This window comes from Streptacidiphilus alkalitolerans, from assembly GCF_042511045.1.
Lineage (GTDB): Bacteria > Actinomycetota > Actinomycetes > Streptomycetales > Streptomycetaceae > Streptacidiphilus > Streptacidiphilus alkalitolerans.
The window spans coordinates 281,106-295,921 of sequence record NZ_JBHEZX010000008.1; the positions used below are offsets into that span (position 1 = coordinate 281,106).

At 70.9% G+C, this 14,816-nt stretch carries 12 protein-coding genes; 4 read left to right on the top strand and 8 right to left on the bottom strand.

Annotated elements, in window-relative coordinates:
- Positions 1–26: 26 nt before the first annotated feature.
- Together ACEZDG_RS20595 and ACEZDG_RS20600 are read left to right on the top strand one after the other, a co-directional pair.
- A complete protein-coding gene (locus ACEZDG_RS20595; RefSeq protein WP_380511693.1) occupies positions 27–2,084 on the top strand; it encodes an O-antigen ligase family protein in 2,058 nt (685 codons plus the stop codon).
- Positions 2,084–3,025, top strand: a complete 942-nt coding sequence (locus tag ACEZDG_RS20600; RefSeq protein WP_380511695.1) for a glycosyltransferase family 2 protein — start codon at positions 2,084–2,086, stop codon at positions 3,023–3,025. The genes ACEZDG_RS20595 and ACEZDG_RS20600 overlap by 1 nt, the downstream gene beginning before the upstream one ends.
- On the opposite strand, the gene ACEZDG_RS20605 is transcribed toward ACEZDG_RS20600, so the two are convergent.
- The 8 genes from ACEZDG_RS20605 to ACEZDG_RS20640 form a co-directional block, all read right to left on the bottom strand.
- Complete coding sequence (locus tag ACEZDG_RS20605; RefSeq protein WP_380511697.1) at positions 2,988–3,830, bottom strand: glycosyltransferase family 2 protein; 843 nt, start codon at positions 3,828–3,830, stop codon at positions 2,988–2,990. The genes ACEZDG_RS20600 and ACEZDG_RS20605 overlap by 38 nt on opposite strands.
- A 49-nt stretch (positions 3,831–3,879) precedes the next feature.
- On the bottom strand, positions 3,880–4,995 hold the full coding sequence (locus ACEZDG_RS20610) for a hypothetical protein (protein ID WP_380511699.1): 1,116 nt from the start codon (positions 4,993–4,995) through the stop codon (positions 3,880–3,882).
- 25 nt (positions 4,996–5,020) lie between these two features.
- The gene (locus tag ACEZDG_RS20615; RefSeq protein WP_380511701.1) at positions 5,021–6,559 is read right to left on the bottom strand and encodes an oligosaccharide flippase family protein; all 1,539 of its coding nucleotides are present in this window, start codon (positions 6,557–6,559) and stop codon (positions 5,021–5,023) included.
- The gene (locus ACEZDG_RS20620) at positions 6,556–7,482 is read right to left on the bottom strand and encodes a chain length determinant protein (RefSeq protein WP_380511703.1); all 927 of its coding nucleotides are present in this window, start codon (positions 7,480–7,482) and stop codon (positions 6,556–6,558) included. The genes ACEZDG_RS20615 and ACEZDG_RS20620 overlap by 4 nt, the downstream gene beginning before the upstream one ends.
- An 88-nt stretch (positions 7,483–7,570) precedes the next feature.
- Complete coding sequence (gene wecB, locus ACEZDG_RS20625; protein WP_380511705.1) at positions 7,571–8,731, bottom strand: non-hydrolyzing UDP-N-acetylglucosamine 2-epimerase; 1,161 nt, start codon at positions 8,729–8,731, stop codon at positions 7,571–7,573.
- A gap of 3 nt (positions 8,732–8,734) precedes the next feature.
- Positions 8,735–9,991 carry a nucleotide sugar dehydrogenase gene (locus tag ACEZDG_RS20630; protein ID WP_380511707.1) on the bottom strand — a complete coding sequence of 419 codons (1,257 nt, stop codon included), beginning with the start codon at positions 9,989–9,991 and terminating at the stop codon, positions 8,735–8,737.
- Positions 9,992–9,993: 2 nt separating this feature from the next.
- Positions 9,994–10,800 (bottom strand): WecB/TagA/CpsF family glycosyltransferase, encoded by an 807-nt coding sequence (locus ACEZDG_RS20635; protein ID WP_380511709.1) that lies wholly within the window; start codon positions 10,798–10,800, stop codon positions 9,994–9,996.
- A gap of 5 nt (positions 10,801–10,805) precedes the next feature.
- On the bottom strand, positions 10,806–12,044 hold the full coding sequence (locus ACEZDG_RS20640) for a hypothetical protein (protein ID WP_380511711.1): 1,239 nt from the start codon (positions 12,042–12,044) through the stop codon (positions 10,806–10,808).
- Positions 12,045–12,695: 651 nt separating this feature from the next.
- On the opposite strand from ACEZDG_RS20640, the gene ACEZDG_RS20645 reads away from it, so the two are divergent.
- Both ACEZDG_RS20645 and ACEZDG_RS20650 read left to right on the top strand, forming a co-directional pair.
- Positions 12,696–13,895, top strand: a complete 1,200-nt coding sequence (locus ACEZDG_RS20645) for a glycoside hydrolase family 64 protein (protein WP_380511712.1) — start codon at positions 12,696–12,698, stop codon at positions 13,893–13,895.
- A 239-nt stretch (positions 13,896–14,134) separates the two neighbouring features.
- Complete coding sequence (locus ACEZDG_RS20650; RefSeq protein ID WP_380511714.1) at positions 14,135–14,710, top strand: DUF6518 family protein; 576 nt, start codon at positions 14,135–14,137, stop codon at positions 14,708–14,710.
- Positions 14,711–14,816 lie beyond the last annotated feature (106 nt).

Sequence of the window (14,816 nt, forward strand, 5' to 3'; positions counted from 1 at the left end):
CGCACACCGACACCGGGGGAGGGCGCATGAGCCTCAGTGAGATCTTCGCCGTGCTGCGCAGGCGCTGGTACTTCATGGTACCGATCACCCTGGTCAGCCTGGTCGCGGGCGTCTACCTGTTCCGCACCGTGCCGCTGTCCTACGAGTCGCAGAGCTCCGTCGCGCTGCTGGACTCCACGGCCGTCGCCAAGGTCGCCCCCACCTACGGCAACCCCATCTCCAACGCCGGCGGCTCACTGGTGGTCACCGCGGACGTGCTGATCAGGACCCTGGAGTCGAGCGACGCGGCCAAGGACCTGCAGGGCCTCGGCGTCACCGACGTGTACACCGTCGACTTCGCCACCGACACCTCCGGGCCGCTGCTCACCCTGACCGTCACCGGCCACGACCAGGCGAAGGTGCTCAAGGAGACCAGCATCTTCACCACCTTCGCCGGGGACCAGATGAAGGCCCTGCAGACGGCGGCCGGCATCCCGCCCGCGTACCTGGTGCAGACCGCGCCCATCGTGCTGCCGCAGATCCCGGTGTCCCAGTCCAAGACCAGGATCCAGGACGTGGTGGGCGTCGTGGTGGCCGGGATCACCGGTGGCTTCCTGCTCTGCTTCGGCTTCGAGGCCCTGATGCTGGCCCGCCGCCGCAGGCCGTTCTTCGGGGCCAGGATCAACCCCTGGCCGCTCAAGCGCGCACCGCGCGGCTTCTTCGGCAAACCGCGCGACGCCACCGCGATCCTCACCGTCTACATGGCGCTGGCCTTCTTCATCCCCTCCGACCTGGCCCTGCCCGCGCTCGGCGGGGTCGGCACCCCGGCCAACGTCTTCGCCCTGCTCGCCCTGCTCTGGTACGTCGCCAACTGGCTCTGCGACCGGATCGTGCCCGCGCCCGGGACCAGGACCCCCCGGCTGGCGATGTGCCTGCTGTCCGCCGCCGTGCTGCTCGCCTACCTGGCCGACGCCACCCGCAACAGCTCGCACAGCGAGGTGCTGGCGGCGGACCGCGGGCTGATCGGGCTGATGGTCTGGGTGTCGCTGGTGGTGCTGGTCTCCGCCGGGATCCAGACCCGGGAGCGGCTGGACACCATGATGCGCAGGATGGTGGTGATGGGGACCGTCGTCGCCCTGCTCGGCTACTACGACTTCTTCTCGGCGACCAATATCGCCGACTCCATCTCCATCCCCGGCCTGCACTCCAGCGTCACCGGCATCTCGGCGATGGACCGGGGCTCGTTCACCCGGCCGCGCTCCACCACGGCGCAGCCGCTGGAGTTCGGCGGGATGCTCGCCATCCTGGTGCCGTTCGCGATCCACCAGGCGCTGGACCCGGTACGCCGGCACACCAGCCTGATCCGGCGCTGGGGGCCGGTCGCGGCGATGGCGGGGGCGCTGCCGCTGACCGTCTCCAGGACCTCCATCATCGGCGCGGTGATCGTCGCCCTGGTGATGCTGCCGCGCTGGAAGCCGGCCCGGCGCTGGACCGCGATCGGCCTGCTGCTCGGATCGCTGGCCGGCTTCAAGGTGATCATCCCCGGCCTGATCGGCACCATCACCGGCCTGTTCTCCAGCTTCCTGTCGAACACCGACAGCAGCACCCAGGCCCGTACCGTGAAGTACGCCGAGATCGTCCCCTACATCCTGGAGCGCCCGCTGTTCGGGCGCGGCTTCGGCACCTTCATGCCCGACCTGTACTTCTTCACCGACAACCAGTACATGCTGACCATGGCCGAGATGGGCGGGCTCGGCGTGCTGGCGCTGCTGGTGCTGTTCGCCACCGGGATCCACCAGGGCGGCGCGATCCGCCGACTGGCCAGGACCGACTCCGACCGGGAGCTGGGCCAGGCGTTCTTCGCCTCCGCCCTGGTCTCCCTGGTCATCGCGGCCACCTTCGACGCCCTGGGCTTCGCGATGTTCGCGGGCCTGTTCTTCCTGATCCTCGGCGCGGGCGGCAGCTACCTCGGCTTCATCCGCCGCGAGGCCCGCGAGGCCGCCGAAACCGACGGGGCCGACAGGCCCGCCGCCGGAACCGAAGCGGCCCCGTCCGACCCGCTCCCTGCCGCACGCGCTTCCGAACCCCAGCTGGTGGAGTCCTGATGTCCGCTCAGAGTGCCCCCGTCGCCGTCCTCGTCGTCACCTGGAACAGCGCCGCGGTGATCCCCGACTTCATCGCCGCGCTCCCCGAGGGCATGGCCGGGGTCCCCTGGCGACTGGTGGTCGCCGACAACGACTCGGCCGACGACACCGTCGCCGTGATCCGCGAGCTGGCCCCGGAGACCGTCATCGTCCAGACCGGCCGCAACGCCGGCTACGCGGCCGCGGTCAACGCCGCGCTCGGCGCCGCCGCCGAGTGGGACGGCGGCTACGGGGCGGCCATGGTCTGCAACCCCGACATCCGGCTGCGCCCCGGCTGCGCCGCGGCGCTCGTCAACGCCCTCGGCGCGCCGCTGCCGGACGGCTCCACGGTCGGCATCACCGTCCCGCTGCTCTTCGAGGACGGCGACCCGGCCCCGCAGTACTCGCTGCGCCGCGAGTCCAGCGTGACCAGGGCGCTCGGTGAAGCGGTCATCGGCAACCGCAGGGCCGGGCGCTTCCCGCGCTGGAGCGAACTGGTCACCGACCCCGCCGCCTACGCGCGGCCGACCAGGGCGGACTGGGCCACCGGCGCGCTGATGGCGCTGTCCACGGCCTGCCTGGACGCCTGCGGACCCTGGGACGAGTCCTTCTTCCTCTACTCCGAGGAGACCGAGTTCTGCCTGCGCGCGGGCGACCACGGCTACGCCACCCAGCTCCGGCCCGAGGCCGAGGCGTACCACCTCGGCGGCGAATCCCGGGTGTCGCCCCGGCTGTGGACCCTGCTGGTGCTCAACCGGGTGCGGCTGTACCGCCGCCGCCACGGCCGGGCCGCCTCCGCCGCCTTCCGCGCGGCGGTGCTGCTCCGCGAGTCCTCCCGCGCCCTGCTCGGCCGCGCCCCCAACCGCGCGGCGGCTGCCGCCCTGGTCAGCTCAGCGGCCCTGCGGGCGACCCCGGGGCCGTAGCGGCGGCGCCGTCCCACTCGGTGTAGTAGCTCTGCGGGTTCATCAGATAGCGAACCGTCGGCGACGGCAGGTGCTGGACCCGCCGGCGGCGGCTGTAGCGGCGGATCAGTTCCCAGTCCTCGCGGGGGAGCACCTCGGGGGTCCGCCGCAGCCGGCTGAAGTGCAGCGCCGGGACCCGGCGGGCGACGAAGGCGTTGGTGTCGAGGAAGGACTCGCGGGCCGAGCGGCGGCGGCTGAAGGGGACCGAGAGCACGTCCTGCTCGGTGCCGTCGGCCCGGAGCCGGCGCAGCGCGGTGTAGACGGCGTCGGGGCCGCCGGGCGCCTGCAGCACGGCCAGGGCCTGCGCCAGGTGGTCCGGCTCCCAGAGGTTGTCGTCGTCCAGGAAGGCCACGTAGCGGGACCGGGTCAGCCGGATCCCGACATTGCGGACCACGCCGGCGGTGCCGATGTTGCGGGACAGCGAGACCGCGAACAGCCGCGGGTCGTCCGGGAGTGCGCCGGCCGGCGGCAGCCCGGCCCCGTCGTCCACCACCACCACGACCTGGTCCGGCTCGGTCTGCGCCAGCGCCGAGCGGACCGCGGCGGCCAGGGCCTCCGGGCGGCGGTGGGTGGCGATCACCGTCGCGACCAGGGCGGACGGGACCTGCGCGGTGGCCGGGGCGAGCCGCAGCACCTCGGCGTCCTCGAAGCGGCGCAGCCGGACGGCGGAGGGCGCCAGCAGCACCTTGTTCCTGGCCTCGAAGAGGACCAGCCAGCCGAAGAGCAGCTTGAGCAGCTCCCAGGGGGCCCGGGCGATCCGGCGCATGACTGCCTTTCAGGGTGGTTCAGGGTGGTTCGGGACGATTCGTGATGGTTCAGGAGGAGCCGGGGGTGACGACCCGGCCGTCCGACATCCTGTTGTTGCTCCACACGTTTCCGGCGCCGCCCGCGTTCCAGGCCGCCACCGCACCGTACTCCCCGCAGTTGGGGTGGTACTGGGTCGAGAAGATGTTGTTGGTGACCTTGATCCCGGTCGCGCCCGCGCCGCCCCCGTACAGGGCGTAGGAGCCGCCGGCGATCCAGTTGCCGTCCACCACGGCGTTGGAGACGGTGCCGGTGTCCGCGAACAGGCCGACGCTGCCGCTGGCGCCGTGGTCCACGCCGACCGGGTTGAGCAGGGTGTTGTGCCGGATGACCAGCGAGCCGGAGTTGCCGCCGTCGCTGATGATCGCGTCGGCGTGCTGCCAGCCGCCGCTCTGGTTGATGAACTCGGAGACGTCGTGCAGGTAGTTGTCGTGCAGATCGCCCTGGCCCATCGACAGCATGTTGCCGAACTCGGAGATGTTGGTCCAGCCGACCTCGATCGAGCTGCCGCCCATGTTGGAGACCGCGTAGTCCTCGCCGCCGTTGTCCGGACCCTTGCCGGGCAGCCCGGTGATGGTGGTGTGCAGCACCCGCAGGCCGCTGAACCCGGGCCGGAGGTTGATGCCCCACCAGTTGTCGGACCTGATCCGGCTGTCGATGACGGTGACGTTGTTGGCGTAGATGTCGAGCGAGCCGGTGATGTCCCAGCCGCTGATCACCGTGCCGTTGGTGTTGATGCTCAGCGCCCCGGTGTTGTGCGGCTTGAGGGCGATCCGGGGACCGGTGTTGCCCGCGTTGGGGAAGCCGCCCGCCTGGATCTGCCCGGTGGCGTCACCGCCGCCGCTGGACCCGCCGGGGGTGGCGGCGCCGCGGTCGGCCGGCTTCTTGGTGGGCGAGGGGCTGGAGGTGGCGTTGCCGATCGCGGGGGAGGGGGTGCTGCTGCCGGGTGAGGGAGTCGCCCCGGCCGACGAGGAGGATCCCGCGGAACCGGACGCCCCGGTCGGGCCCGCCACGGTACGTCCGGCCCCGGTGTCCGCGGCGCCGCGGGACAGGAACACAGCGATGGCCACAAGTACGACAGCCAGCAGGGTCCCGATGAGCAGGACCCTTCCTCGTGCTCTTAACATGTGCCAACCTTGGGCTCTCGTAGGGCTATCGGGATTTTCGGTGCTTTCCGCCGTGCCTGCCGCCCTTCCGCGCGGCCGTGGTGCCGCGGAGAAAGCCCAGGCTGGGCAGCACGCACACGGCGTAGACGACCATGGCCGCCGCTCCGATGACCACCAGCGCGATCTTTCCGTGGCCCAACGCGTGCTCCAGCAGCAGGATGCTCAGGGCCATCACCGCCCCGCCGAAGAACGGCCAGGAGCAGGCCCGGACGATCGAGCCGATGCTGATGCCGCCGCGCCGGAGCGCCAGCACGAACACCGGCACCACCAGCCCCCCGGCCACCAGCACATGGCCCTCGGAAACGCCGACGATACCGTGCACCCGCGCCGCGACGATGAGAACCGGGACAAGTGCGACCAGCCAGAGCCCCTGAACCATGATCAGCAGCCGTCGGCGGCCGATCGCCACCAGGCAGTCGTAGGCGAGTTCGCAGCCGATCCGGGCCAGCCCGAGCACCATCAGCCAGGGCAGTGCCGCCGCGGCCGGGGACCACTTGTCCCCGTAGACCAGGTCGATGACCGGACCGGCGAGCACCGCCAGCAGCACACACAGCGGGACCGTGCCGGTGACCAGCACCCCCAGGGCCCGGCTGAAGCCCTTGGCCAGCGCCTCCGGTGACTCGGCCAGCCGGGAGAAGCCGGCGAAGGACACCCGGCGGGCCGCCTCGGAGATGATCCGCACCGGCCAGCCGGACATGTTGAAGGCCAGGACGTAGAAACCGAGCGAGACATTGCCCAGCGTCGAGCCGACGACCAGGGTGTCCACATTGACCACGCCGAGCGCCAGCAGGCTGGCCCCGGCCAGCGGCAGCCCGAACCGCAGCAGCGCGCGGGCCTGGTCCGGGTTCCAGCCGAAGCGCATCATGTGCGGCGCGGCGATCCAGAAGCCGATCAGCGCGGCCACGTTGCCGACCACGGCCCCCCAGGCGAAGGCCATCGCGCCCATCCCGGCGAAGGCCAGGACCAGGGTCGTCGCGGTGCTCAGCACGAAGTTGAGGGCGTCGATGACCATCCGCTGGCGCTGCGCGAACTCGCGGGTGAGGAAGCCGGCGGGCACCTGCGAGAGCCCGTCCAGGATCAGGCAGAGGCACATCACCCGGAGCACCCCGGACGCCTGCGGCGAGCCGAGCATCCCGCCCACCGTCGGCGCCGCCACGAACAGCACCAGGTACAGCAGGCTGCTGGAGATGGTGCTGAGGCTGAGCACGGTCGGCGCGAACCGCCGGACGTCGCCGTCCCAGCGGACGATGGCCAGGCCGACACCGAGTTCGTTCGCCGACAGGAGCACCAGCAGCACGGTCTGGGCGATCCCGTAGACACCCCAGGTCGCCGGGTCCAGCACGTAGCGGGCCAGGATGATTCCGGTGGCGAAGTTGCCCAGCCGCATGACCATGGTGTTGATCAGGCTCCACCGGGCGGCGGAGCGGACCTGCTTCCCCAGCGAGGCCGGGGCGGGACCGGGCTCACCGGGCCGCTCGGGCGGCTCCTGTGCCTGGTCGATCGGCTCGTCGGAGGCGAGGGTCACGGCGCGAACCACGGTGCTTCGGTGTCATTGCTGCTCTGCTTCTTGGCCCGGTCCTGCTGGAGTTGGAGCACCGACAGCTGTACGGTCGGCTGCTCGACGTCCTCGTCCTGGCGCCGGCGCTGCCGGGGGGCCGGGCCGTAGGCCAGGTCGTCCCCGTCCCCGCCCGACTGGTGCTCGTCGCTCCGGTCGCCGTTCCGGTCGCTGCTCCGGTTGTTGTTCCTGCGGTTGTCCGGGCGGCTGTCCGGCTTGTCGTCCTGGTCGTCGTCCTCGTCCTCCCCGTCGACCACGGGGGCGAGTTCCTCCTCCGCCTCCGGGTCGACCGTCCGCGGACGTCGGCGGGCCTCGATGTAGAAGCAGCCGAAGAGGCTGGCCACCAGGCCGACCAGACCGGCCATGATCACATACTCGATCTTGGTCTTCAGCTGCGCCACGGGGTTCTGCGGGGGCACGATGGTGGTCATCTGGATCATGGCGCTGGTGGGGACCGACTTCTGCGCCTGGAACTGCTGCAGCCGCTGCGCGGCGTAGGCGGTGAGCAGGGTGTCCGAGTGCAGCACCGCGGCCGGGTCGGTGCCGGTGGCGGTGAGCCAGAGCAGCGGCCCCTGGGCGTTGTCCGCGATCATGGCCACATAGGTTCCGGTGAGACCCTGGGCCTTGAGGTCGGCGATCGAGGCGTCGGAGTTCAGGTTGCGGGCCAGGCTGTCGGCCATGCCGGTGAGCGAGGTCTGGGTGCTGAGGAACGGGTTGCCGTCGAAAGCCTCGGTCGCCTTCTGCGAGTTCAGCATCTCGACCGTGCTCTGGGACTGGTACTTGGTCGGAACGACCACAAGGACCGCGACCACCAGCGCCACGGTGACCAGCAGCCCGGGAAACAGCACATACCAGCGCCTGCGCATGACCCGAAAGATCTCGGCGAGATCCATGGTGTGCCCCCTCACTGCCCAGAACCCTGACTGACTCTGGATCAGACTCAAACAAAAGTGCGACGATCAAGCATATGGTCCAGGGCGATCAGCTGAGAACCGTTTCGGCCTCCCCTTCACCGGCCGGTGACGGAACCAGCAGGTCGGTCGGCCGCAGCCGGGAATCCGCGCTGCCGCCCCCCAGCAGGACCTCGGCGATCCGGTCGCTGGCACGGCCGTCCCACAGCGCCGGGCGGCGCGGCGCGGGCGGGTTGTCCAGCACCCGGTTGACGGTGGAGACGATGCGCTCGGGATCCCGTCCGGCCAGCACATTGGTGCCCTGCTCGACGGTGATCGGCCGCTCGGTGTTGTCCCGCAGGGTCACGCACGGCACGCCCAGCGCGGTGGTCTCCTCCTGCACCCCGCCGGAGTCGGTGAGCACCACCCGGGCCGAGTCCTGCAGCGCGATGAAGTCCAGGTACCCGGCCGGGGGGACCAGCCGGATGCCGCCGGGGACGCCGAGCTCGGCCAGCCGTCCGGCCGCGCGCGGATGCACCGGCAGCAGCAGCGGGCAGCGGCCGGCCACCTCGCCCAGCGCCTTGAGCAGCGCGGTGAGGACCTCCGGGTCGTCCACGTTGGCCGGACGGTGCAGGGTGACCAGGCCGTACTCGCCCTTGCTCAGCCCGTACCGCTCCAGCACGTCGGACTGCCGGGCCCGTTCGAGATTGCTGAACAGGGTGTCGATCATGACATTGCCGACCAGGTGGATCTGGTCCTCGCGGTAGCCCTCCGCGCGCAGGTTGTCCGCGGCGTCGGGGGAGCTGGCCAGCAGGTAGTCGCTGACCCGGTCGGTGGCGACCCGATTGACCTCCTCCGGCATGCTCCAGTCGCGGCTGCGCAGCCCGGCCTCGACATGGGCCAGCAGCGGCCCGGCCTTCGCGGTGACCAGGGCGCAGGCCAGGGTGGAGTTGATGTCCCCGACCACGACCACCGCGTCCGGGGCCACCTCGTCCAGCAGCGGCTCGAAGGCCGCCATCACCCGTCCGGTCTGCTCGGCGTGGCTGCCGGAGCCCACCCCGAGGAAGCGGTCCGGCGGGCGGATCCCGAGGTCGCGGAAGAACACGTCGTTCATGGACTCGTCGTAGTGCTGCCCGGTGTGGACCAGGACCACCTCGGCGCCGCGGCGCTCCAGGGCGTCCATCACCGGTTTGATCTTCATGTAGTTCGGTCGCGCACCCGCGACGCAGACGATCCTCATCGGAGCTCCCACGGCTCAGAGCACCTCGACATTCGGGCCCGTCAGCCGGTGCCGGGTGTCCAGCACCAGCCGCGCGTGCGCGGTGACCAGGTCGTAGTCGTAGGAGTCGTGGTCGGTGAGCAGCACCACCGCGTCGGCCTCGGCCAACTCCTGCTCGGTCAGCTCGACCCGGACCAGCCGCGCGTCGATCTTCGTGCTCTCCACCACGTGCGGGTCGGCGGCCCTGACCTCGGCCCCCATGTCCAGCAGCAGCTGCGAGATCCGCAGGGCCGGCGACTCCCGGGCGTCGCCGGTGTTCTTCTTGTAGGCCAGGCCGAGCAGCAGCACCCGCGAACCGTTCACCGAGCGGCGGCGGGTGTTGAAGGCGTCGATCAGACGCCGGGTCACATACTCCGGCATATGGCTGTTGATGTCGTTGGCCAGCTCCACGAAGCGGAAGTTCTGCCCCAGCTCGCGCTGCACCCGCCAGGACAGGTACGAGGGGTCGATCGGCAGGCAGTGCCCGCCGACGCCGGGCCCGGGCGTGAACTTCATGAAGCCGAACGGCTTGCTGGACGCCGCGTCGATGGCCTGCCAGACGTCGATGTCGAGGTGGCGCGCGAACATCGCTATCTCGTTGACCAGGGCGATGTTGACATGCCGGAAGGTGTTCTCCAGCAGCTTGGCCAGCTCCGCCTCCTTCGGCGAACCGACCGGGACGGTGGTGTCGACCAGCTGGTCGTAGAAGCCCTGCACCGCCTTCAGCGAGGCCGGGTCCACCCCGGAGACCACCTTCGGGGTCTGCTGGAAGCCCCAGACCGGGTTGCCCGGGTCGATCCGCTCCGGGCTGTAGCCGAGGTGGAAGTCCACCCCGGCGGCCAGGCCCGAACCGCTCTCCAGCAGCGGGCCGAACAGCTCCTGGGTGGTGCCGGGGTAGGTGGTCGACTCCAGCACCACGGTCGCCCCGGGCCGCAGGAACCGGGCCAGGGTACGGGCCGACTCCTCGATGTAGCTGAGGTCCGGCACGCCCTCGCGCAGCGGCGTCGGCACGGTCACCACGGCGACGTCGAAGCCGCCGCAGTCCCTGGCCAGTTCGCTGGCCCGGTAGGTGCCGTTGGCCAGCACGGCCTGCAGCCGCTCGGCCGAGACGTCCTCGACGTAGGACTCACCCGCGGCGAGGCTCTTCACCCGCGGGGCGTCCACGTCGTACCCGATGACCTCGTGCCCGACCTCCGCGGCGCGGACGGCCAGCGGCAGCCCCACATATCCCTGTCCGACGACAACGACGCGCATCTCTACCTCCTGGTGGCGGAACGGGGATCGGCAGTCGGTGTACGGTGCACCAGCTCGCGGACGGTCATCAGCAGAAACAGCACATTGGTGGTCAGGTAGCGGCGGCCGAGACGGCGCGGCTCCTGCAGCGCCCGGTACAGCCACTCCACGCCCAGCCGCTGCCAGAGCACCGGGGCCCGCTTGGTGACCCCGGCCAGGATGTCGAAGGAGCCGCCGACCCCGTGCACCACGTTGACGCCGGTCCTGGCGCCGTAGCCGGCCGTGAAGATCTCCTTCTTGGGCGAGGTCATCCCGAGGAACAGCAGCTGGGCCCGGCCGGCGGCTATCGCGTCGGCGACCTCGCCCTGCTGGGCGTCCTCGAAGTAGCCGTTCCGGCTGCCTGCCACCTTCAGCTTCGGGAACCTCTCGGCGATGTGCAGCAGCATCAGGTCGAGCACCGGCTGCTTGGCGCCGAGGAAGTAGACCGACAGGCCCGCCGTCTCGGCCTCGGCCAGCAGCCGGGTGAACAGGTCGATGCCGGCCACCCGCTCCGGCAGCGGGGACCGCAGGATCCGGGCGGCCCAGACCACGGCCTGCCCGTCCGCCAGCACCAGGTCGCAGCCGGTCACCGCCGCCGCGAGGGCGGGGTCGCGGCGCATGTTGACCAGCTTGGCGGCGTTCACCACGCCGATCTCCAACTGCTCGCCGTCCCGCACCGCGTCGACGCAGCGCCGCACGGTCTGGTCCATGGTCAGCGGGTCGAGCCCGACCCCGAACAGGCTCCGCCGGGGCAGGGCCGGCACCGGGGGAGTTGTCGTCGTGTCCGTCATGTCGGTCACCCCTGTTCCCCGCCGAGCCAGGCGTGCAGCATCCAGCCGAACTCGTAGGGGCGGCACTCCCGGTCCACTGCGGCCGGGCGGAACACCCGGTCCAGCGGCGAGAGCCGCAGCCCCGGAGCCACCCGGGTGGTCACCCCGCGCGCGGCCCTGACGGCCTTCTTGGGATCGCCGCGGTAGACCTTGCGCCAGGTCACGCCCAACTCGTCCAGGATCATCGGCTCCTGCGCACCGGCCGGCGCGGCGGCCAGCTCCGGCACCTCGGTCATCCAGCCCAGGCCGCGCCGGATCGCCGGGCCGAAGTCGCTGCCGCCCGCGTCGGTGACGTCGAACAGGGCGGTCGGCGCCATCGCGTGCTGGTGCACGCTGTAGACCGGGTAGCCCTCCACGACCGTGCCCTTGCGCGCGTCGTAGTGCCACCACCACTGTCCGCCGTCGCCCTGCAACGCGCAGATCCGCTGCGCGCAGGCCTCGGCCGCGGCCAGTGCCTCGGGATCGCCGGCGCCGCTCGCGCCACCGGCGCGGTCGCCGCTGGCGTGGGCCCGGGCCAGCGCCTGCAGGGGGTAGGTCTGGTCGGCGAAGCAGCCGATGTGCGAGCGGTACCAGGGCACCAGCCCCGGGCCGGTGGCGTGCGGGAACAGCGGGCTGTCGCCCAGCCGGGCCGCCAGCAGCCGGTCCCGGGCCGCGGCGAAGCGCTGCTCGACGTCCTGGCTGCCGCGGGCGGCGGCGAGGGCCGAGAGCACCCAGGCCGCCTCCACCGTGTACCGGGGGCGGCCGTCCGCGTCCAGAGCGGCGACCCGGTCCAGGGCGTCCGACAGCTTGGGGTGCGCGGTCTCGGCGGCGGCCCAGGCGATCAGCGCCGCGTCACCGAGGTTGACCACCTCGGGCAGCCGCTGCACCAGCAGGCCGGTGAACTCCTCGGCGGTGTGCCCGCCGAGCACGGCCCGCTGCCGCTCCAGCGGCAGGAACCGGGCGCCCAGCGCGGTGATGGCCGCGTAGCGGGTGCTCGTCCCGCGCAGCTCGAGGCCGCCGGAGGCGTTGTTGCCGACGGCTGCACTGCCGGCGGCGGCGCTGTCGGCGGCGGCCTGGGCGCGGGTGAAGGCGAAGGTGTCGGCCTCGGCGAGGTACATCGCGGGCAGCCCGGCCTCGGCCACGCCGAGCAGCCGCTCGGCGAGCGCGTGCAGCGCGGGGTCCTCGTCGGCCAGGGCCTGCAGACGGCTCTTGCGGCTCTCGGTCATCGGGCACTCCGCAGGGCCAGGGCCGCGGGCATCACTACGGGCGCGTTGGCAGTCCTGTTGTCTCTGCTGTTCCTGCTGTTCCTGCTGGTACTGCAGTTGCTGTGCAAGCTGTGCACGTCAAAGCAACGTGGCTTCGGCACACCCACCCCCCTCGGGTCGGTCCTCTGGTTCTGTGTCGCGGACCGGGTACGCCTGAACAGGCGGCAACTGTCGAAGCGATTCTCGCTCCGACTCGTCGTCGCCCGCCGGTACCCCCACCGCGTCCCCCTGCATACAGGTCCGTCGCCGTCCCCGACACAGACCGTACACACATACCGTAGGGCCATGGATGTCCGCTGACTGACGTTTTGAGGAAATACCTCCCCGCGATCGTTTGACGCGCCGTCAGCCCTGCGCATGGCCCGTGCCGCCGCAACGGTCCTTCGTGCCGGAACCCCTGTCACCAGCGAGAAGTCGCATGCGTCACACAACCCCCACACAACCCTCACGTCGTGGATCGACGCCATTTGCGCAGGTTTCATTGACAGGTTCGTTTCATCGGTCAATTCTGAGAGCGCTCTCAAGAACCCCATCAAGGGGAGACAAGAGTGTCGATAGGTCACATTCAACCCAGGTAGCCACCCGGGTACCCACCCACCCAGGAGGACGCACATGCACGCCAGAAAGAAGAAAGTGCTGGTCCCGGCTGTTGCCGCAGCGCTGATCGCCTCGGGGCTCGCGGCCTTCGGGGTCGGTTCGAGCGCGGACGCCGCGGTGCCGGCGACCATCCCGCTAACCTTCACCAACAACTCCGGCCGCAGCGACCAGGTGTACGTCTACGACATCGGTACCCTGCTCTCGACCGGCCAGCAGGGCTGGGCCGACGCCAACGGCACGTTCCACGCCTGGCCGGCCGGGGCGCAGCCGCCGATAGCCGCGCCCGACGCGTCCATCGCCGGTCCGGCCAACGGCCACTCGATCACCCTGCGGATGCCGCAGTTCTCCGGCCGGGTCTACTTCTCCTACGGGCAGAAGCTGGTCTTCAAGCTGACCACCGGCGGCCTGGTCCAGCCCGCGGTGCAGAACCCGACCGACCCCAACGAGAACATCCTGTTCAACTGGACCGAGTACACGCTCAACGGCTCGGGCCTGTGGATCAACAGCACCCAGGTCGACATGTTCTCCGCGCCGTACGCGGTCGGCGTCAAGCTCCCCGACGGGACGACCAAGAGCACCGGGCACCTCAAGCCGGGCGGCTACACCGGATTCTTCAACGCCCTCAAGGGCCAGCCCGGCGGCTGGGCGAAACTGATCCAGACCCGCTCCGACGGCACGATCCTCCGCGCCCTCGCCCCGGGCCACGGCATCGAGAACGGCGCCCTCCCGGCGACGGTCATGAACGACTACGTCAACCGGGTCTGGACGAAGTACAGCAGCTCGACGCTGACGGTCACCCCGTTCGCGGACCAGCCGAACACCAAGTACTACGGCCGGGTCTCCGGCAACACCATGAACTTCACCAACAGCGCGGGCGCGGTCGTCACCAGCTTCCAGAAGCCCGACTCCGACAGCATCTTCGGCTGCTACAAGCTGCTGGACGCGCCCAACGACCTGGTCCGCGGCCCGATCTCGCGCACGCTCTGCGCCGGCTACAACCGGGCGACGCTGCTGACCAGCTCCAACCAGCCCGACAACAACGCGGCGGACTTCTACCAGGACGTGGTGAGCAACCAGTACGCCCGCAAGATCCACGCGCAGATGGTCGACGGCAAGGCCTACGCCTTCGCCTTCGACGACGTCGGCAACTTCGAGTCGCTGGTCAACGACAGCAACCCGCAGCAGGCGTACATCACGCTGGACCCGTTCAACTAGGGCGGGGGCGGGGGCACGGGGCTGCCGTTGCTGCATACTGAGTATGCAATCATGGCGACATGCCCGACGACCCACAGCTGCGCACCGAGCGACCCTCCCGGATGCGTGCCGAGGCCGGTGGCGCGGCAGGTAGTCCGGCAGGTGCCGCTGCCGGTTGCACTGCCGGAGCCGGTGCCGGTGCTTCGGCGTGCACCCCGTGGCGTCAGTGGCGTCAGTGGCGTACCCCACCGGTCCTGACCTTGGCCGCGCTCGGCGGACTCGCCCTCGGCGCGGTCACCAACATCCTGCAGGGTGTCCTCCCCGACAGCCTGCAGATGTTCGCCAACTCGGGCGCGGTCTGGGTCGTCGCCGCCTACGTCGCAGGCCTGCTGGTCCGGTGCGGCCCGGACTGGCGGACCTTCGCGGCCGGGGCGGCGACCCAGGTCGGGGCGGTGGTCGGCTACTACGGCTACGCGCAGTTCGCCCGCGACGGCATGGGCGCCCTGCACGCCCCGGCCGTATGGCTGGCCTTCGCCCTGGTCGCCGGTCCCCTGTTCGGCACGGCAGGGGCCTGGTGGCGGGCCGCAGCACAGTGGCGCCGCGTGGCCTCGCTCGGCGTGATCGGCGGTGTCTTCGCCATGGAGGGCTTCTGGCACCTGCTGCTGCTCCACTACATCGCTGACGGCGTCGTCCTCCTCGCCATCGCCGCCCTGCTCCCACTCCTGCTGGGCCGCACCGCCCGCGACCGCCTCCTCGGACAACTCGCCGTCTGGCCCCTGGCCCTGGCCGCCGCCGGCGCCCTCTACGGAGTGATGACCGCCACCGGCCTCAACTGAGGCGTCGATAGCAACGGACAGTGACATCAACGCCGGCGCTTCGGGATCCCCCCGATGATTCGCTCGTTCGAGGGAATTGATGGAGTGTCCGATTCCCGGTAGTCGG